We start from the raw sequence: 17,381 nt of genomic DNA, 5'->3' as shown, positions 1-17,381 counted from the left end.
GGAAGACTAATGTCGCTTTCCGCATACGTACCCATTGTTTGGCTCCTCGCGCTCGCGGCTGCCTTCGGGTTGTTCTCGGTTGGCATCGCCCCGTTCGTCGGGCCGCGCCGTTTCAACCGCGCGAAGCTCGAGGCATATGAGTGTGGAATAGAGCCCACCCCACAGCCGATCGGCGGGGGACGATTCCCGGTCAAGTTCTACCTGACCGCCATGCTCTTCATCATCTTTGACATCGAAATCATTTTCTTGTACCCGTGGGCGGTCAGCTTCGACATGCTGGGCGTATTCGGGTTCTTCGAAATGGTCATCTTCATCATCACGGTCGCCATTGCCTACGCGTATGTGTGGCGCCGCGGCGGCTTGGAATGGGATTGAGGCGGGCTAGCTAATGGGACTTGAGGAAAAGCTTCCCGGCGGGGTGTTGCTCACCACCGTCCAGGGGCTCGTGAACTGGACCCGCAAGGCCAGCTTCTGGCCGGCGACCTTCGGGCTCGCCTGCTGTGCCATCGAGATGATGGCGACCGGTGCGGCCCGTTATGACACGGGCCGTTTCGGCATGGAGGTGTTCCGTGCCTCGCCGCGCCAGGCCGACCTGATGATTGTGGCGGGCCGGGTGAGCCAGAAGATGGCGCCGGTGCTGCGTCAGATCTACGACCAGATGCCCGAGCCCAAGTGGGTGCTCTCGATGGGTGTCTGCGCCTCGTCGGGCGGCATGTTCAACAACTACGCCATCGTGCAGGGCGTTGACCACATTGTGCCCGTGGACATGTACCTGCCCGGCTGCCCGCCGCGGCCGGAGATGCTGCTCGACGCGATCCTCAAGCTGCACGACAAGATCATGCACCAGCCGCTCGGTGCCAAGGGCGAGAAGATGCTGGCCGAAAAGGAAGCGCGACAGGGCAAGCCCGTCGTCGCGCCCGGCGCCATGCCGTCGAGCTACTTCTACAACAAGAAGCTGCGCGCCGAGTGGGAGCAGGCCGTGGCCGAAGGTCGCGAGGAGCAGCTGCGGATCTCCAAGTGGATGGAACGGAGGACCCACGCATGAGTGAAGACTCAGTGGTGTCCAGTGAACATGGCATGTTCGGTGTAGGTGGCACCGGTGACACCTCGGGCTTCGGTGGCCTGCAGCGGCTGGCTGTGCCGGTCCTGGAAAGCCAGCGGCCGTTCGGCGGGGACTTCGACGAAGTCGTTGACGCCCTTGAAGAGGCCTACCCGCAGTTCGGGGATGCCATCGAGCGGGTCGTGGTCGACCGCGGCGAGCTGACCCTGCACATCGTCCCGGCGAAGATCGCCGAGGTGTGCCAGGTGATGCGCGACGACATGGCGCTGCGCTACGAGCTGCTGTCGAGTGTGTCCGGTGTGGACTATCTCGGCACCGACGAGCGCCGGCTGCATGTGGCCTACCAGCTGACGTCGATGACCTATCGGCGTCGCATCCGCCTTGAATGCGCGGTCACCGCGCAAGACCCGCACCTGCCGAGCGTGACGAACATCTACCCGACCGCCGACTGGCAGGAACGGGAAACCTACGACATGTTCGGCATCATCTTCGACGGACACCCCAACCTCACCCGGATCCTCATGCCGGATGACTGGGAAGGCCACCCGCAGCGCAAGGACTACCCGCTCGGTGGCGTGCCGGTCGAATACAAGGGCGCGGAGATTCCCCCGCCCGATCAGCGAAGGACTTATCGATGAACGAGCTTGCCGAGTTCATCCGGCGGCAGAGGATGAGCCGAAGGCTCATGAGCAGTCTTTTCGGCGACCGAAGGGAGGCGTGCTCATGAGTTACGCACCAGAACGCGAGACGACCGAGGGTCGGGTCTTCACCGTCACCGGTGGCGACTGGGCCGATGTCGTCGGCGCACACGATCCGGTCCACGACGAGCGGATCGTCGTCAACATGGGACCGCAGCACCCGTCGACCCATGGCGTGCTGCGACTGGTGCTGGAGCTGGAAGGCGAGACCGTCACCGACTGCCGGCTCGTCGTGGGCTACCTGCACACCGGAATCGAGAAGAACCTCGAATACCGCAACTGGACCCAGGGCAGCACCTTCGTCACCCGCATGGACTATCTGGCGCCGATTTTCAACGAGACCGGTTACAGCCTCGCGGTGGAGAAGCTGCTCGGCATCGTGGAGCAGATCCCCGATCGGGCCACCACCATCCGCGTCATGATGATGGAGCTCAACCGGATCTCCTCGCACCTGGTGTGGCTTGCCACCACGGGTATGGAGCTCGGCGCGCTGTCCATGATGATTTACGGCTTCCGTGAGCGCGAGTTCATCCTCGACATCTTCGAGATGATTACCGGCCTGCGGATGAACATGGCCTACGTGCGTCCGGGCGGTGTGGCGCAGGACGTTCCGGCCGAGGCCATCAAGAAGATCAAAGAATTCCTCGGCTTCATGCCCAAGCGGCTCAACGAATACGAGGACCTGCTCTCCGGTCAGCCGATCTGGCTGGCGCGCACCAAGGGCGTTGCCGTTCTCGATGTGACCGGCTGCCTGGCGCTCGGCATCACCGGGCCGGTGCTGCGCAGCGCCGGGCTGGGCTGGGACCTGCGCAAGACGATGCCCTACTGCGGCTACGAGACCTACCAGTTCGACGTGCCGACGTCCGACGACGCGGATGTCTGGGGCCGGTACCAGGTAAGGCTCAACGAGATGCGGGAGTCGCTGAAAATCATTCAGCAGTGTCTCGACCGCCTCCGCCCCGGCGCCATCATGGTGGAGGACAAGAAGATCGCCTGGCCGGCACAGCTGGCCATGGGCGTGGACGGTCTGGGCAACTCGCTCGAGCACATCGCGAAGATCATGGGTCAGTCGATGGAATCCCTGATCCACCACTTCAAGCTGGTGACCGAGGGCTTCCGGGTGCCGGCGGGCCAGGTCTATGTGCAGATCGAGGCGCCGCGCGGCGAGCTGGGCGTGCACGCGGTCTCCGACGGTGGCACGCGGCCCTACCGGGTGCACTACCGAGAGCCGAGTTTTGTGAACCTGCAAGCCATTCCGGCCATGGCCGAGGGTGGCCTGCTGGCCGATGTGATCGCGGGTGGGGCTTCGCTCGATCCGGTGATGGGTGGGTGTGACCGGTGACGACCGAGTTCAGTCAGGAAATCCTGGACCGCGCAAGGGAAATCGTCGCGCGCTATCCGGAGGGCAAGGAGCGCTCGGCGCTGCTGCCGATGCTGCACCTGGTGCAGTCGGTCGAGGGTTACGTGTCTCCGGCCGGAATCGACTTCTGCGCCGAGCAGCTGGGGCTGCAGAAGGCGAACGTGGCCGCGGTGGCGAGCTTCTACACCATGTACAAGCGCCGCCCGACCGGTGACTATCTGGTCAGCGTCTGCACCAACACCATGTGCAATGTGCTTGGGGGGCAACAGGTTTACGACACCCTCAGCGAGCACCTCGGGGTGGGGCACGACGAGACCACCGAAGACGCGAAAATCACCCTCGAGCACGCGGAGTGCTTGGCCGCGTGTGACTACGGCCCGGTGCTCACCGTGAACTACGACTTCTTCGACGGTGTGTCCCCCGACAGTGCCGTGGAGCTGGCCGAGGCTTTGAAACGCGGCGACCGGCCCAAGCCGAGTCGCGGCGCGCGGCTGTGCACGCTGAAGGAAATGTCGTTGCAGCTGGCCGGTTTCGCCGACGAACGCGAGGGTGCGGTCGCCGACGGGGTGCCGGGTGAGCCGACCCTTGCCGGGTTGCGGCTCGCCCAGAAGCACGGAATCAGCCCGGCTGGTTTCGACATCAACACTCCCATTCCTGAAGGTAAGCGATGAGTGTTTATGAGAAGCTGACGCCGGTGCTCACGAAGCGCTGGCTGTCACCCGACGCGTGGCGCATCGACGTCTACGAGCAGCTCGACGGCTACGCCGCTGCCCGCAAGGCGCTCAAGTCCCACCCAGACGACCTGATCGCCCTGATCAAGGATTCCGGTCTGCGCGGCCGTGGCGGCGCGGGTTTCCCCACCGGACTCAAGTGGGGGTTCATCCCGCAAAACGACGGCAAGCCGCACTATCTCGTCGTCAACGCTGACGAAGGCGAGCCCGGTACCTGTAAAGACCTGCCCTTGATGACGCACGACCCGCACTCGCTGGTCGAAGGCTGCATCATCGCCTCCTACGCCATCCGCGCGAATCGGGCCTACATCTACATCCGCGGTGAGGCCGTGCACGCGGCGCGGCGGCTGCGCAGCGCGGTGGCCGAGGCCTACAAGGCGGGCTATCTCGGCAAGAACATCCAGGGCACCGGCTTCGACCTCGACCTGGTGGTGCACAGCGGAGCGGGCGCCTACATCTGTGGCGAGGAAACGGCTCTGCTCGACTCGCTGGAGGGCTTCCGCGGCCAGCCCCGGCTGCGCCCGCCGTTCCCGGCGACGCACGGCCTTTACGCCAGCCCGACCGTGGTGAACAACGTCGGCACCATCGCCAGCGTCCCGTACATCGTGCTCGGCGGCGCGGCCTGGTGGAAGTCGATGGGCACCGAGAAGTCAAGCGGCCCAATGATTTACTCGCTGAGCGGGCGCATCAACAACCCCGGCCAGTACGAGTGCTCGATGGGCATCACGCTGCGCGAGCTGATCGAGCTGGCGGGTGGGATGCAGGCCGGGCATCAGCTGAAGTTCTGGACCCCCGGCGGATCCTCGACGCCTCTGCTGGCGGCCGAACACATCGACACCGCGCTCGACTTCGAGTCGGTGGCCGCGGCGGGAAGCATCCTCGGCACCACGGCGACGCAGATCTTCTCCGATCAGGACTGCCCGGTCTACGCGACCTACCGGTGGCTGGAGTTCTACCACCACGAGTCGTGCGGCAAGTGCACTCCGTGCCGTGAAGGCAACTACTGGATGGTCCGGGTGTACCGGCGAATCCTTAGCGGCGAAGGCACCTACGAGGATCTCGACACCCTGCTGGACACCGCCGACAACATTCTCGGCCGGTCGTTCTGTGGTCTCGGCGATGGAGCCACCAGCCCGGTGACCTCTTCGCTGCAGTACTTCAAGCAGGACTACCTGGACTACATCGAGCGCAAGAAGGCACCCATGCTGAGCGCTAAAGCCCTGGCGGGAGCGCACTGATGACGACCTCCGATATCGAGAAGCGGACCGACGAGGTCACCCTCACCATCGACGGCGTGGAAGTGAAGGCGCCCAAGGGCGAGCTCGTCATCCGCACGGCGGAGCGGTTGGGCATCGAGATTCCCCGCTTCTGCGATCACCCGCTGCTGGCCCCGGCCGGTGCGTGCCGGCAGTGTCTGGTCGAGGTGGAGGGTCAGCGCAAGCCGGTGGCCTCCTGCACCCAGACGGTCGCCGACGGCATGGTGGTCAAGACCCAGCTCTCGTCGCCGGTGGCCGCCAAGGCCCAGGCCGGCATCATGGAGCTGCTGCTGATCAACCACCCGCTCGACTGCCCCATGTGTGACAAGGGCGGCGAGTGCCCGCTGCAGAACCAGGCGATGGCGGTGGGCCGCCCGGAGACCCGGTTCCACGAGCACAAGCGCGAGTACGAGAAGCCGATCAACATTTCGTCGCAGGTGCTGCTCGACCGTGAGCGGTGCGTGCTGTGCCAGCGGTGCACGCGTTTCTCCGACGAGATCGCCGGGGACAAGTTCATCGATCTGATGGACCGCTCCTCCGCCGAGCAGATCAACGTGTACCGGGACGAGGTCTACGGCGGCGAGCCCGGAGACGACGGCGACGTCCCGTTCAACTCCTACTTCTCCGGCAACACGGTGCAGATCTGCCCGGTCGGCGCCCTCACCGGAACGCAATACCGGTTCCGGGCAAGGCCTTTCGACCTGGTGTCCTCGCCCAGCACCTGTGAGCATTGCGCGTCGGGTTGCGCTCAGCGCACCGATCACCGCCGGGGCAAGGTGCTGCGCCGGCTGGCCGGGGAGGACCCGGAGGTCAACGAGGAGTGGAACTGTGACAAGGGCCGGTGGGGGTTCCAATACGCCACCGCTTTCGACCGGTTGACCGTTCCGCTGATCCGCGAGAACGGCGAGCTTCGCAAGGCGAGCTGGACTGAGGCGCTCGCGAAAGCGGCCGAGGGCCTGCGCGCAGCGCGCGACGGCGCCTACGGGGTGGGAGTGCTCACCGGTGGCCGGCTGACCGTCGAAGATGCCTACGCCTACGCCAAGTTTGCCCGGGTTGTCTTGCATACCAACAACATTGACTTCCGGGCGCGGCCGCAGTCGCAGGAGGAAGCGGAATTCCTCGCCGCGTACCAGACCGGGGTGACCTACGCCGACATCGACCGGGCCAAGCACGTGGTGCTGGTCGGGTTCGAGCCGGAGGAGGAGTCGCCGATCGTCTTCCTGCGCCTGCGCAAGACCGTTCGCGGACGCCGGCTGCGGATCACCGCGGTGGCGCCGTACCTGAGCCGCGGGCTGGAGAAGCTGCACGCCAAGCTGGTGACGGCCATGCCGGGCCGCGAGCCGCACGCGTTCTCGGAGCTGTCCGATGTGGACGGCGACACCCTGATCCTGGTCGGGGAGCGCCTCGCCACCGTGCCGGGCGGGTTGTCCGGGGTGGCCGCGCTCGCCTCCGCGAACGGCGCACGACTGGCCTGGATCCCAAGGCGCGCAGGCGATCGGGGTGCCGTCGACGCTGGCTGCCTGCCGAACATGCTGCCCGGTGGCCGCACGGTGGCAGACGCCGCCGCGCGCGCTGAGCTTTCCGAATGGTGGGGCGTGCCGGCCGGTCACGTCTCCGGCTCGGTGGGCCTGAGCACAGACGGGATCATCGAGGCGGCGGCCAAGGGCAAGCTCGGAGCGATGGTGGTGGCGGGTGTCGACCCGGCCGACCTGCCCGACCCGCGGCTGGCCGAGCAGGCGCTCGACAACGTGAACTTCCTGATCAGCCTGGAGCTGCGGATGTCCGCGGTGTCCCGGCGCGCCGACGTGGTGTTCCCGGTGGCGGCGGTGGCCGAGAAGGCCGGCTCGTTCGTCAACTGGGAGGGCCGCCTGCGTACCTTCGATCAGGCCCTCGACACCCCGAACACGGGTGCCACCCTGCCGGATGCCCGGGTGCTGGACGCCATCGCGGCTCAGCTCGGGATTTCCCTTGGTACAGCTGACGTGCACGCGGTGCGCCGCGAGCTGAGCAGCCTTCCGGCGAGCCAGACCGGGCGTCCAGCCATGCCCACCGCCAGCCCGGACTCGGGCACTGTCGAGCTGGACAAGGGGCAGGCGCTGCTGGCCACCTGGTCGCAGCTGCTCGATCTGGGCAGCCTGACCGATGGCGACGAGGTCCTTGCCGGAACGGCCCGCCCGCCCGTGGTGCGGCTGTCCAAGGCTCGCGCCGCCGAGCTGGGAATAGCCGACGGCGACCCGGTGACGGTCGGCACCCAACGGGGCGCGGTCACCTTGCCCGCCCTCATTACCGAGCTGCCCGACCAGGTTGTCTGGCTGCCCACCAACTCGCCCGGATCCACCCTGCGCCGGACCCTCGGTCCCGCAACGGTGGTCACGGTAAGTGGAGGTAAGTCGTGAATCCCACTCTTGCCGACTTCGGCCATGACAACGGCTGGATAGTCGCGCTCAAGGTGGTTGGCGTCTTCGTCTTCCTTGTGGTGATGACGCTTTTCACCATCTGGTACGAGCGCAAGGTGGTGGCCCGGATGCAGGTGCGCCCGGGACCCAACCGGCACGGGCCGTTCGGCCTGCTGCAATCGCTCGCCGATGGGCTGAAGCTGGCGTTCAAGGAAGACATCATGCCGCTCAAGGCGGACAGGGTGGTCTTCTTCCTGGCGCCGGTGATTTCCACGGTCTGTGCCTTCACCGCCTTCGCCATCATCCCGTTCGGGCCCTTCGTCTCGATCTTCGGGCAGAAGACGCCGTTGCAGCTGACCGACATTCCGGTGGCGGTGCTGCTGGTGCTGGCGTGCTCGGGCCTGGGTATCTACGGCATCGTGCTCAGTGGTTGGGCCTCCGGCTCGACCTACCCGCTGCTGGGTGGGCTTCGGTCCAGCGCGCAGATGATTTCGTACGAGGTCGCGATGGGGCTGTCCATCGTGGCGGTCTTCATGATGGCCGGCACGATGAGCACCTCCGAGATCGTCAACGCGCAGGCGAAGGGCGGCCAGGGGGAACTGTTCGGCTTCGAGTTCACGTACCCGGGCTGGTACGTGCTTTTGCTCCTGCCCAGCTTCGTCATCTACGCGATCTCGGCCGTGGGTGAGACCAACCGAGCTCCGTTCGACCTTCCCGAGGCCGAGTCCGAGCTGGTCGGTGGTTTCCACACCGAGTACTCGTCGCTGAAGTTCGCACTGTTCTTCCTCGCCGAATACATCAACATGGTGACCGTCTCCGCGCTGGCGACCACGCTGTTCCTCGGCGGCTGGCGGGCGCCGTGGCCGATCACCCAGCTCGGCCCGTGGGTCAACCAGGGCTGGTGGCCGCTGCTGTGGTTCACCATCAAGCTCCTGATCCTGCTGTTCGTCTTCGTGTGGCTGCGCGGAACGCTGCCGCGGCTTCGCTACGACCAGTTCATGCGCTTCGGCTGGAAGGTGCTGATCCCGGCGAGCCTGATCTGGATTCTGGCGCTGGCCGGATTCAAGACCATGAACAACGAGAACCTGCCCGGTTGGCAGCGCGGGTTGTGGATCGGCGGGTTCGCGGTGATCCTCCTCGCGATTCTGTTGTGGCCGAGGAAGAGACCAGCTCCCAAGCTGCCCCTTGAGGAGGAGGTCGCGCAGCGGCCGGAGGGCAGCTTCCCGTTGCCACCGATCGACCTTCAGGTCCCGGTCAGCCCGCGGGCGAAGCGAATCACTGCAGACAGAGAGCCGGTGCAGTAAGCCATGCTTGAATCAGTCAAGGGCTTCGGCGTGACCTTCTCGCACATGTTCAAAAAGACGGTCACCACGAAGTACCCGGAAAAGCCGGACCCGACCAAACCGCGCTACCACGGCCGGCACATCCTCAACCGTCACCCCGACGGGCTGGAGAAGTGCATCGGTTGCGAGCTGTGCGCGTGGGCCTGCCCGGCCGACGCCATCTATGTGGAGGGTGGCGACAACACCGAAGATGCCCGCTACTCCCCGGGTGAGCGCTACGCGTCCGTTTATCAGATCAACTACGCGCGCTGCATCTTCTGTGGTCTGTGCATCGAGGCTTGCCCGACCCGCTCGCTGACCATGAGCAACGAGTACGAGCTGGCCCGCGACAACCGCAAGGACCTCATCTTCACCAAGGAAATGCTCCTCGCCCCGCTGCTGCCGGGTATGGAGCAGCCGCCGCATCCGATGCGGCTGGGCGACACGGACAAGGACTACTACCTGGGAGCGCTGACCAACCCGGGTACCTCGGCTGGAGCGGAGACGCGCTCATGATCGACGTATCGTGGGGCGAGCAGGTCGTCTTCTACATCCTCGCGCCGATCGCGGTGATCGGCGCGCTGGGGATGGTGATGGCCCGCAACGCCGTGCACTCCGCACTCTGGCTGGTGCTGACCATGCTCAGCCTCGGTGTCTTCTACATCGTGCAGGCCGGGCCGTTCATCGGCATGGTGCAGATCATCGTCTACACCGGCGCCATCATGATGCTGTTCCTCTTCGTGCTGATGCTGGTGGGCCGCGACGCCTCCGACTCGGTGATCGAAACGTTGCGAGGTCAGAAGGTCGCCGCCATCGCGCTCGGCGTCGGCCTCGGGGTCCTGCTGGGCACCGGGCTTTACCGCGGGACGGTCGACCTGACCCCGGTCGGGCTGGCGGAAGCCAACAAGAACGGCAACGTGCAGGGGCTGGCCAGCCTGATTTTCACCAAGTACGTCTGGGCCTTCGAAGTGACCAGCGCATTGCTGATCTCGGCGGCGGTGGGCGCGATGATCCTGGCGCACGTGGAGCGGCGCAAGGACGAGCGCATCGGTCAGGCGGCGATGATGAAAGAGCGCTTCCTGCCGGGCAACTACCCGGGTCCGAAGCCGGGTCCCGGCGTCTACGCCACCTCCAACTCGGTGGCCACGCCGGCGAAGCTGCCCGACGGAAATCCGGCCCAGCGCAGCATCTCCCCGATCCTGCCGCTACGCGAGCTTGAGCCGGCGGAGAAGGCCGACAAGCACACCCTCACCGGGGGACACCAGTCATGACGCCAATGTGGTACATCGTTTTGTCGGCGATCCTGTTCAGCGTCGGGGCGGTCGGGGTGCTGATCCGGCGCAACGCCATCGTGCTTTTCATGTGCATCGAGCTGATGCTCAACGCGGCCAACCTGGCGCTGGTCACCTTCAGCCGGATCAACGGCACTCTCGATGGGCAGATCATGGCTTTCTTCGTCATGGTCGTCGCCGCAGCCGAGGTCGTGATCGGACTGGCCATCATCATGTTGATCTTCCGGACTCGGCGCTCTGCCAGCGTCGATGACGCGAACCTGCTGAAGTACTGAGGACGACATGCTTTCTAATCTGTGGCTGCTCTTCGCTATTCCGGCGGCCAGCGCGACCATCCTGTTGCTTTCCGGCAAGCGGGCGCTCAAGTGGGGGCCGTGGCTTGGCGTGATCGCCCCCGCGATCTCGTTCGTGCTCGGCCTGATCATGTTCTTCCAGTTGCGCGACCTCAACCCGCGCGTGACCGAGCAGAACCTGTGGAGCTTCATCCCCGTCGGCGATCTGCAGGTCTCGTTCGGGCTGATGTTCGACCCGCTGACCGCGGTCTTCGTCCTGCTCATCACCGGCGTCGGCTCGCTGATCCACCTTTACGCGGTGGGCTACATGGCCCACGACGAGCGCCGGGTCACCTTCTTCGGCTACTTCAACCTCTTCATCACGGCGATGCTGCTTCTGGTACTGGGCAACAACTACGTGATGCTCTACCTCGGCTGGGAGGGCGTGGGTCTCGCCTCCTACCTGCTGATCTCGTTCTGGTACACCCGGCCATCGGCCGCCACGGCCGGTAAGAAGGCCTTCATCATGAACCGGGTCGGCGACGCCGGTTTTATTTTGGCGATCTTCCTCATGTTCGCCTACCTGAACACCGTGAACTACGGTCAGGTCTTCGAGCGGGTGGGTTCGCTCAGCGCCAACACCATGCTGATCCTCGGGTTGCTGTTGCTGCTGGGCGCCTGCGGCAAGTCCGGCCAGTTCCCGCTTCAGGCCTGGTTGCCCGACGCGATGGAGGGCCCGACCCCGGTCTCGGCTCTGATCCATGCGGCAACGATGGTGACCGCCGGCGTCTATGTGATCGCCCGGTCCAACCCGGTGTTCTCGGCCAACACCACGCTGCAGCTGATCGTCGTCAGCGTCGGCACCATCACCCTGTTGCTGGGCTGCATCATCGGCTGCGCCAAGGACGACATCAAGCGGGTACTGGCCTGGTCCACGGTTTCCCAGATCGGTTACATGTTCCTGGGCGTCGGGCTGGGGGGCGGCGCCTACGCGCTGGCCATCATCCACCTGCTGGCGCACGGCTTCTTCAAGGCCAACATGTTCCTCGGGGCCGGCTCGGTCATGCACGGCATGAAGGATCAGGTGGACATCCGCCGGTTTGGCGCGCTGTCGAAGTACATGAAGATCACCTGGCTCACGTTCATGATGGGCTGGCTGGCGATCATCGGCATTCCGCCGCTGAGCGGCTACTTCACCAAGGAGCCGATCATCGCGGCCGCTTTCGAGCGCGGCGACTGGACGTCGTGGCTGTTCGGCTGGGCGGCCTTGCTCGGCGCGCTGCTGACCGCCTTCTACATGACGCGCCTCTTCGTGCTCACCTTCCACGGCCCGAAGCGCTGGACCGAGGGGCAGCACCCGCACGAGTCGCCGCCGGTGATGTGGATTCCGTTGGTGTTCCTCGCCATCGGCTCGGTCGTCGCCGGGTACCTGATGCACACCAGCGTCGTCGACTGGCTGAACCCGGTCTTCGCCGGCGTGGAGAACGTGCCGGAGTACGAGCCGGTCATGCCGCACTGGCTGATCAGTGTGCTGGGTGTGGCGTTCGCGGTGCTCGGCGCGGGTCTCGCCTGGGCGATCTTCGGACGCGGTACCGCCCTTGAGCCGGAACCGGCCGGGGTCGTCGTCACCGCCGCGCGCAACAACCTGTACACGGACGCCTTCAACGAGGTGGTCTTCGAAAAGCCCGGCCGCTGGCTGACGCGGGCTCTGGTCTATGTGGACAACAAGGGCGTCGACGGTGTGGTCAACGGGCTCGCGGCCCTGGTCGGCGGCGGCTCTGGCCGGATGCGCCGGCTGCAGACCGGTTTCGTGCGCTCCTATGCCCTTTCCATGCTCTTGGGCGGCGTGCTGGTGCTCGGCGCTCTTCTGGCAGTGAGGCTCGGATGAAATACCTTTCGCTTATCACCGTTGTGCCCCTGATCGGAGCACTGGTCGTGGCCTTCGTGCCGCGTTCCAAGCCTGAGCTGGCCAAGCTGCTGACGCTCGCGTTCTCGCTGGTGGTGTTCGGGCTGGCGGTGGCGACCTGGTTCGCCTTCGACGCCGGCAGCAAGGCGCGCCTTCAGCTTCAGGAGTCCTACACCTGGATTCCGGCCTGGGACGCCAGATTCACCTTCGCCGTTGACGGCATCTCGCTGGTGATGATCGCGCTGACCGCGTTGCTTGTGCCCATTGTGGTCCTGGCCAGCTGGAAGGACCTCGACAACAGCGGCAAGCGCAGCGTTCCGGCCTACTTCGCGCTGATCCTCGCCCTTGAGGGCACCATGATCGGCACCTTCACCGCCGCCGACGTGTTGCTGTTCTACGTCTTCTTCGAGGTCATGCTCGTGCCGATGTACTTCCTTATCGGCTCGTTCGGCCAGGATGTGCCGACCAAGCAACGGCAATACGCCGCGGTCAAGTTCTTCCTCTACTCATTGGTCGGCGGTCTGATCATGCTGGCCGCTGTGATCGGCCTCTGGGTGGTGGGCGGCAAGACCTTCGAGTGGGCGTCGCTGGTGAACGCAGATATGTCCACCGGCGTGGAGCGCTGGCTGTTCTTAGGCTTCTTCCTCGCCTTTGCCATCAAGGCGCCGTTCTTCCCGTTCCACACCTGGCTTCCCGACGCGGGTGGCGCGGCTCCGGCCGGCGCCGCCGCGCTTCTGGTCGGCGTGATGGACAAGGTCGGTACCTTCGGCATCCTGCGCTACTGTCTTTCGCTGTTCCCGGATGCGTCGCGTTACTTCGCGCCGTTGGCCATCGCGCTGTCGCTGGTCGGCATCATCTACGCGGCGTTGCTTGCGGTGGGGCAGAACGATTTGAAGCGCCTCATCAGCTACACCTCGATTGCCCACTTCGGCTTCATCGGCATCGGCATCTTCGCCTTCACCCTTCAGGCGGGCAGCGGCGCGGTGCTGTACATGGTGAACCACGGTCTGGCCACGGGCCTGCTCTTCCTCGTGGTGGGCATGTTCGTGGTACGCCGGGGAAGCACCCTGGTCACCGACTTCGGTGGCGCGGGCAAGCTGGTACCGCTCCTGGCCGGGGTGTTCTTCTTCGCGGGCATGGCGTCGCTGGCGCTGCCGGGCCTCGCCCCGTTCGTCAGCGAATTCCTTGTGCTGCTTGGCGTTTTCACGGTCAACCAGACGGTGGCGGTGATCGCCACGGTTGGCATCATCCTGGCGGCCTGCTACGTGCTGTGGATGATCCAGCGGACCACCCAGGGCACGCTCAATCCCACACTGTCCACTGTGGACGGAATGTCCCGGGACATCTCCAAGCGCGAGATGGTGGTGGTGGCCCCGCTCATCGTGCTGCTGCTGGCATTGGGCTTCTATCCCAAACCCGTGCTCGACGTGATCAACCCGGCGGTCGAGGCGACGCTCACCGAAGTTCAGGTCGTAGAGGCAGGTAAATAGGCGATGGACAAGCTCAAGCTTCCTGACATGGACTATGTGGCGCTGCTGCCGATGCTGGCGCTGTTCGTGGCGGCGTGCCTCGGCGTGATTATCGAAGCCCTCGTCCCGCGCAGGTTCCGCAACATAATCCAGCTGGTGCTGAGCATCGTCGCGCTGGCGGTGGCGATGTTCTTCGTGGTCAAGCAGTCCGGCGAGGTGGTGGCGTCGAAGGCGCTCACCGCGGGCGGCGCGATCATGATTGACCACGCGGCGCTGTTCCTGCAGGGCGCGCTGATCGTGCTCGGGTTTGTGGCGCTGCTGCTGTTCGGCGAGCGTTCGCTGGAGTTCGGCGGGCCGTTTGTGGCGCAGGCCGCGGTGACGGTGGGCTCCGAACGCGACCGGGAGCAGACCGGCCGCGAGCTCGGCTCGACCGAAACCTTTCCGCTGGCGTTGTTCTCCCTCTCCGGGATGCTGCTGTTCGTCAGCGCGAACGACCTGCTGACCATGTTTGTCGCCCTCGAGGTCTTCTCGCTGCCGCTCTACCTGCTTTGCGCGCTGGCCCGGCGCAAGCGCCTGCTGTCACAGGAGTCGGCGCTCAAGTACTTCCTGCTCGGCGCCTACGCGTCCGCGTTCTTCCTGTTCGGCGTCGCGATGGTTTACGGCTTCGCCAAGGCCGTCGACTTCAAAGCCATCCATGCCGAGGCCCTGCTGGGCGAGGGCAACAGCCTCCTGCTCATCATCGGGCTGGCGCTGCTCGCGATCGGACTGCTGTTCAAGGTTGCGGCCGCCCCGTTCCACGTGTGGACCCCCGACGTGTACCAGGGCGCCCCCACCCCGGTGACCGCCTTCATGGCGTCGTGCACCAAGGTGGCCGCCTTCGGTGGTCTGCTGCGCGTGCTCTACGTGGGCTTCGACGGACTCGGCTGGCAGTTCACGCCGGTGCTCGGGGCGATCGCCGCGCTGACGGTGCTGGTCGGCTCGATCCTGGCGGTCACCCAGACCGACCTCAAGCGGCTGCTCGCCTACTCGTCGGTGGCCAATGCCGGGTACATCCTCATCGGTGTGATCGCCGGTCAGCAGCTCGGCCTCACCAGCGTGCTGTTCTATCTCGTCGCCTACGGCTTCACGGTGATCGCCGCGTTTGCTCTGATCAGCCTGGTACGCGACGCGGACGGTGAGGCAACTCACCTGTCGCGCTGGGCCGGTCTCGGCGCGCGCTCCCCGCTCTACGCCGGGATCTTCACCTTCATCCTGCTCGCCTTCGCCGGCATCCCGTTGACCAGTGGTTTTATTGCAAAACTGAGCGTCTTCGGCGCGGCGATCGACGGCGGGCAGACCTGGTTGGTCATTATCGGTGTGATCACCAGCATCATCCTCGCCTTCCCCTACCTTCGGGTGGTGGTGATGATGTGGCTCTCCGAGCCGGGCGAGTCGACTCCAAGCGTGTCCATTCCGGGCGGTCTGACCAGCACAGCGCTGGGCATAGGCACCCTGGCCACCCTGGTGTTCGGCGTGGTGCCCGGGCCGTTGCTGGACCTGGCTGAGAAGGCGAGTTCTTTTGTTAGGTAGTGTGAACGGCGTGAATGCTCCCGCTTCGCGAGCCGGACTTTCGTTCGCCGATCCGGCCCTGGAGGCATCGGTGGCGGCCCTTTTGGCCGCCGTGGAGCAGCGCTTGTACGAGGCGGCCACCACCGCGGATCCCTATGTCACCGAGGCCTCACAGCATCTGCTTCAGGCCGGGGGCAAGCGTTTCCGGCCGATCCTGGTTGCGGTGACCGCCAATTTCGGCGATCCCACCGCCCATGAGCTGATCGACGCGGCCACGGTGCTGGAGCTGACCCACCTCGCCACGCTCTACCACGACGATGTGATGGACGAGGCTCTGGTGCGCCGCAGCGCGCCAAGTGCCAACGCGCGCTGGGGCAACTCCTTGGCCATCCTGGTCGGTGACTACCTGTTCGCCCGTGCCGCCGAGCTTGCGGCCGGGCTCGGGCCGGATGCGGTGCGCATTCAGGCGCAGACCTTCGCCCGTTTGGTACAGGGGCAGATCGCCGAGACGGTCGGCCCGCGCGACGCCGACCCGGTGCAGCATCACCTCCGCGTGCTCGCCGACAAGACCGGTTCGCTGTTTGCCACCTGTGCCCGGTTCGGTGGCATGTTCTCCGGCGTTTCGACAGAGACCACGGAGGCGGTCGCTTCCTTCGCCGAGACGCTCGGGTTAGCCTTCCAGCTTTCCGATGATCTGCTGGATATCTCCAGCGATTCGGCCGATTCTGGAAAGACCCCCGGGACTGATCTGCGGGAGGGCGTGGCCACCCTGCCCGTGCTCTACGCACTGTCCAGTTCGGACAGTGACCCGGCCGCGACCCGGTTGCGCCAGATCCTCGCCGATGGTCCGGTGACCGATGACGACCTGCACGCTGAGGCGCTTGAGCTGCTAAGGGAGAGCGCGGCGCTCAAGAAGGCGCGCGAAACCGTCCGCGGTTACGCCGAGCAGGCACGCCGTCAACTGGTGGGTCTGCCGCAGATACCGGCCCGTGCCGCGCTCGAGTCCCTGTGCGACGTGGTCGCTGATCGGACCAGCTGACAGTTCTTTCTGCCGGTCCTCAGCAACTGTTCTGCCCCTTCACTCATGCGTGCACCTTGCATATGGTAAAGGACGACCATGCGCGGGAGGTGCTGAGTGAGGGAATCCGCTGTTCCGCCTTCGGACCTCGTCGGCAGCGTGGCGCGGGCACTGAAGGTGCTGGAGGTGGTCGGCGAGTCGCCCACCGGGTTGACCACCAAGCAGATCGCCCGGCGCTGCGACATCACCGTCGCCGCCGCCTACCGCATGCTTCGCACCTTGGCTCACACCGGCTACGTGCTGCGGCGTGAGGACGGCGGTTACATGCTCGGGTTGGCCGTGGCCGACCGCTTCCGGGAGCTGGTCGTCGCGATGCGCGGGCCCGCCGAGGTGGGCGAGGTGTTGCGGGCAGCGGCCGTCGAGACCGGCTACAGCCATTACATGGCAACGTTTGTCAGCGGCCGGGTGGCCATCACCGCCGCCGCCGAGGGGCCACGGTCTCCCTACCTCGAAGACCTGGTTCCCGGGTTCGACGACGGCGCCCACGCGACCGCGCTCGGCAAGACCCTGCTGGCCACGCTGGAGTCGCGGCAACGGATCAATTACCTCAAAGAGCAGGGGATGCGGGCCTTCACCCAGGCCACCCTGCGCTCGCCGAGCGCCCTCGAAGCCGACATCGCGGCCGGCCTGCGCCGCGGCATGCAGGTCGAAATTGGACAGTTCAAGCCCGGGGTGGCCTGCGCCGGCGTCAGCGTGATCGGCACCGGCGAGCTGCACCAGCGCTATGTGGTGGCACTCGCCCTGCCTGCTGCCGATCTCATGAAACAGGCCCCGCAACTGCGCAGCCAGCTCAGCCAAACCGCGCAAGGCTTGGCCAAGGCACTAGCCAACGCGCCCGGTTAAACCACAATTCCTTTTTTGCGCCGCTCCGTCGTGGTCCCCCGCCGTCAGCTCCCGCCCGCCTTGGAGTTCTCCCTTGGTGGCGCCGGTCCGTCGTGGTAGGTCGCCGTCAGCTCCCGCCCGCCTTGGAGTTCTCCCTTGGTGGCGCCGGTC

At 65.6% G+C, this 17,381-nt stretch carries 15 protein-coding genes and 1 pseudogene; all 16 read left to right on the top strand.

What is annotated here, in order from left to right:
- Nucleotides 1-9: 9 nt before the first annotated feature.
- The 16 genes and pseudogenes from Rhe02_RS39925 to Rhe02_RS39850 all read left to right on the top strand — a co-directional run bounded on the left by Rhe02_RS39925 (nucleotide 10) and on the right by Rhe02_RS39850 (nucleotide 17,231).
- The gene (locus Rhe02_RS39925; protein WP_203913704.1) at nucleotides 10-375 is read left to right on the top strand and encodes an NADH-quinone oxidoreductase subunit A; all 366 of its coding nucleotides are present in this window, start codon (nucleotides 10-12) and stop codon (nucleotides 373-375) included.
- 13 nt (nucleotides 376-388) lie between these two features.
- Nucleotides 389-1,045, top strand: a complete 657-nt coding sequence (locus tag Rhe02_RS39920; protein ID WP_203913703.1) for a NuoB/complex I 20 kDa subunit family protein — start codon at nucleotides 389-391, stop codon at nucleotides 1,043-1,045.
- Nucleotides 1,042-1,698 (top strand): NADH-quinone oxidoreductase subunit C, encoded by a 657-nt coding sequence (locus Rhe02_RS39915; protein WP_203913702.1) that lies wholly within the window; start codon nucleotides 1,042-1,044, stop codon nucleotides 1,696-1,698. Before Rhe02_RS39920 ends, Rhe02_RS39915 begins: the two co-directional genes overlap by 4 nt.
- Nucleotides 1,699-1,783: 85 nt before the next feature.
- Complete coding sequence (locus Rhe02_RS39910) at nucleotides 1,784-3,100, top strand: NADH-quinone oxidoreductase subunit D (RefSeq protein WP_203913701.1); 1,317 nt, start codon at nucleotides 1,784-1,786, stop codon at nucleotides 3,098-3,100.
- Nucleotides 3,097-3,771, top strand: a pseudogene (nuoE, locus tag Rhe02_RS39905) (NADH-quinone oxidoreductase subunit NuoE); the annotation flags it as partial. The gene Rhe02_RS39910 and the pseudogene nuoE, both read left to right, overlap by 4 nt.
- A gap of 14 nt (nucleotides 3,772-3,785) precedes the next feature.
- Entirely contained in the window at nucleotides 3,786-5,087 is a 1,302-nt protein-coding gene (gene nuoF, locus Rhe02_RS39900) for an NADH-quinone oxidoreductase subunit NuoF (RefSeq protein ID WP_203913699.1), read from the top strand.
- Nucleotides 5,087-7,501: an NADH-quinone oxidoreductase subunit G gene (locus Rhe02_RS39895; RefSeq protein WP_203913698.1), complete on the top strand. Its 2,415-nt coding sequence runs from the start codon at nucleotides 5,087-5,089 to the stop codon at nucleotides 7,499-7,501. The genes nuoF and Rhe02_RS39895 overlap by 1 nt, the downstream gene beginning before the upstream one ends.
- Nucleotides 7,498-8,805 carry an NADH-quinone oxidoreductase subunit NuoH gene (gene nuoH / locus Rhe02_RS39890; protein ID WP_203913697.1) on the top strand — a complete coding sequence of 436 codons (1,308 nt, stop codon included), beginning with the start codon at nucleotides 7,498-7,500 and terminating at the stop codon, nucleotides 8,803-8,805. The genes Rhe02_RS39895 and nuoH overlap by 4 nt, the downstream gene beginning before the upstream one ends.
- A 3-nt stretch (nucleotides 8,806-8,808) precedes the next feature.
- Nucleotides 8,809-9,339: an NADH-quinone oxidoreductase subunit NuoI gene (gene nuoI, locus Rhe02_RS39885; RefSeq protein ID WP_203913696.1), complete on the top strand. Its 531-nt coding sequence runs from the start codon at nucleotides 8,809-8,811 to the stop codon at nucleotides 9,337-9,339.
- On the top strand, nucleotides 9,336-10,094 hold the full coding sequence (locus tag Rhe02_RS39880) for an NADH-quinone oxidoreductase subunit J (RefSeq protein ID WP_203913695.1): 759 nt from the start codon (nucleotides 9,336-9,338) through the stop codon (nucleotides 10,092-10,094). Before nuoI ends, Rhe02_RS39880 begins: the two co-directional genes overlap by 4 nt.
- Complete coding sequence (gene nuoK, locus Rhe02_RS39875) at nucleotides 10,091-10,390, top strand: NADH-quinone oxidoreductase subunit NuoK (protein WP_203913694.1); 300 nt, start codon at nucleotides 10,091-10,093, stop codon at nucleotides 10,388-10,390. The genes Rhe02_RS39880 and nuoK overlap by 4 nt, the downstream gene beginning before the upstream one ends.
- Before the next feature lie 7 nt (nucleotides 10,391-10,397).
- Nucleotides 10,398-12,275 carry an NADH-quinone oxidoreductase subunit L gene (gene nuoL / locus Rhe02_RS39870; RefSeq protein WP_203913693.1) on the top strand — a complete coding sequence of 626 codons (1,878 nt, stop codon included), beginning with the start codon at nucleotides 10,398-10,400 and terminating at the stop codon, nucleotides 12,273-12,275.
- Complete coding sequence (locus Rhe02_RS39865) at nucleotides 12,272-13,783, top strand: NADH-quinone oxidoreductase subunit M (protein ID WP_203913692.1); 1,512 nt, start codon at nucleotides 12,272-12,274, stop codon at nucleotides 13,781-13,783. The genes nuoL and Rhe02_RS39865 overlap by 4 nt, the downstream gene beginning before the upstream one ends.
- A 3-nt stretch (nucleotides 13,784-13,786) precedes the next feature.
- The gene (nuoN, locus tag Rhe02_RS39860) at nucleotides 13,787-15,331 is read left to right on the top strand and encodes an NADH-quinone oxidoreductase subunit NuoN (RefSeq protein WP_203913691.1); all 1,545 of its coding nucleotides are present in this window, start codon (nucleotides 13,787-13,789) and stop codon (nucleotides 15,329-15,331) included.
- 10 nt (nucleotides 15,332-15,341) lie between these two features.
- Complete coding sequence (locus tag Rhe02_RS39855; RefSeq protein ID WP_239124352.1) at nucleotides 15,342-16,349, top strand: polyprenyl synthetase family protein; 1,008 nt, start codon at nucleotides 15,342-15,344, stop codon at nucleotides 16,347-16,349.
- A gap of 96 nt (nucleotides 16,350-16,445) precedes the next feature.
- Nucleotides 16,446-17,231, top strand: coding sequence for an IclR family transcriptional regulator (locus Rhe02_RS39850; RefSeq protein WP_203913689.1), 786 nt, complete (start codon nucleotides 16,446-16,448; stop codon nucleotides 17,229-17,231).
- Nucleotides 17,232-17,381: the final 150 nt, after the last annotated feature.

Source organism: Rhizocola hellebori (assembly GCF_016862955.1).
GTDB lineage: Bacteria > Actinomycetota > Actinomycetes > Mycobacteriales > Micromonosporaceae > Rhizocola > Rhizocola hellebori.
This window is presented reverse-complemented; position numbering and strand designations above follow the sequence as displayed.

Bases quoted from the DNA above. Each gene is read 5' to 3' on its own strand.
- Rhe02_RS39925 (WP_203913704.1), top strand. From the start codon at position 10: ATGTCGCTTTCCGCATACGTACCCATTGTTTGGCTCCTCGCGCTCGCG.
- Rhe02_RS39920 (WP_203913703.1), top strand. From the start codon at position 389: ATGGGACTTGAGGAAAAGCTTCCCGGCGGGGTGTTGCTCACCACCGTC.
- Rhe02_RS39915 (WP_203913702.1), top strand. From the start codon at position 1,042: ATGAGTGAAGACTCAGTGGTGTCCAGTGAACATGGCATGTTCGGTGTA.
- Rhe02_RS39910 (WP_203913701.1), top strand. From the start codon at position 1,784: ATGAGTTACGCACCAGAACGCGAGACGACCGAGGGTCGGGTCTTCACC.
- nuoF (WP_203913699.1), top strand. From the start codon at position 3,786: ATGAGTGTTTATGAGAAGCTGACGCCGGTGCTCACGAAGCGCTGGCTG.
- Rhe02_RS39895 (WP_203913698.1), top strand. From the start codon at position 5,087: ATGACGACCTCCGATATCGAGAAGCGGACCGACGAGGTCACCCTCACC.
- nuoI (WP_203913696.1), top strand. From the start codon at position 8,809: ATGCTTGAATCAGTCAAGGGCTTCGGCGTGACCTTCTCGCACATGTTC.
- Rhe02_RS39880 (WP_203913695.1), top strand. From the start codon at position 9,336: ATGATCGACGTATCGTGGGGCGAGCAGGTCGTCTTCTACATCCTCGCG.
- nuoK (WP_203913694.1), top strand. From the start codon at position 10,091: ATGACGCCAATGTGGTACATCGTTTTGTCGGCGATCCTGTTCAGCGTC.
- nuoL (WP_203913693.1), top strand. From the start codon at position 10,398: ATGCTTTCTAATCTGTGGCTGCTCTTCGCTATTCCGGCGGCCAGCGCG.
- Rhe02_RS39865 (WP_203913692.1), top strand. From the start codon at position 12,272: ATGAAATACCTTTCGCTTATCACCGTTGTGCCCCTGATCGGAGCACTG.
- nuoN (WP_203913691.1), top strand. From the start codon at position 13,787: ATGGACAAGCTCAAGCTTCCTGACATGGACTATGTGGCGCTGCTGCCG.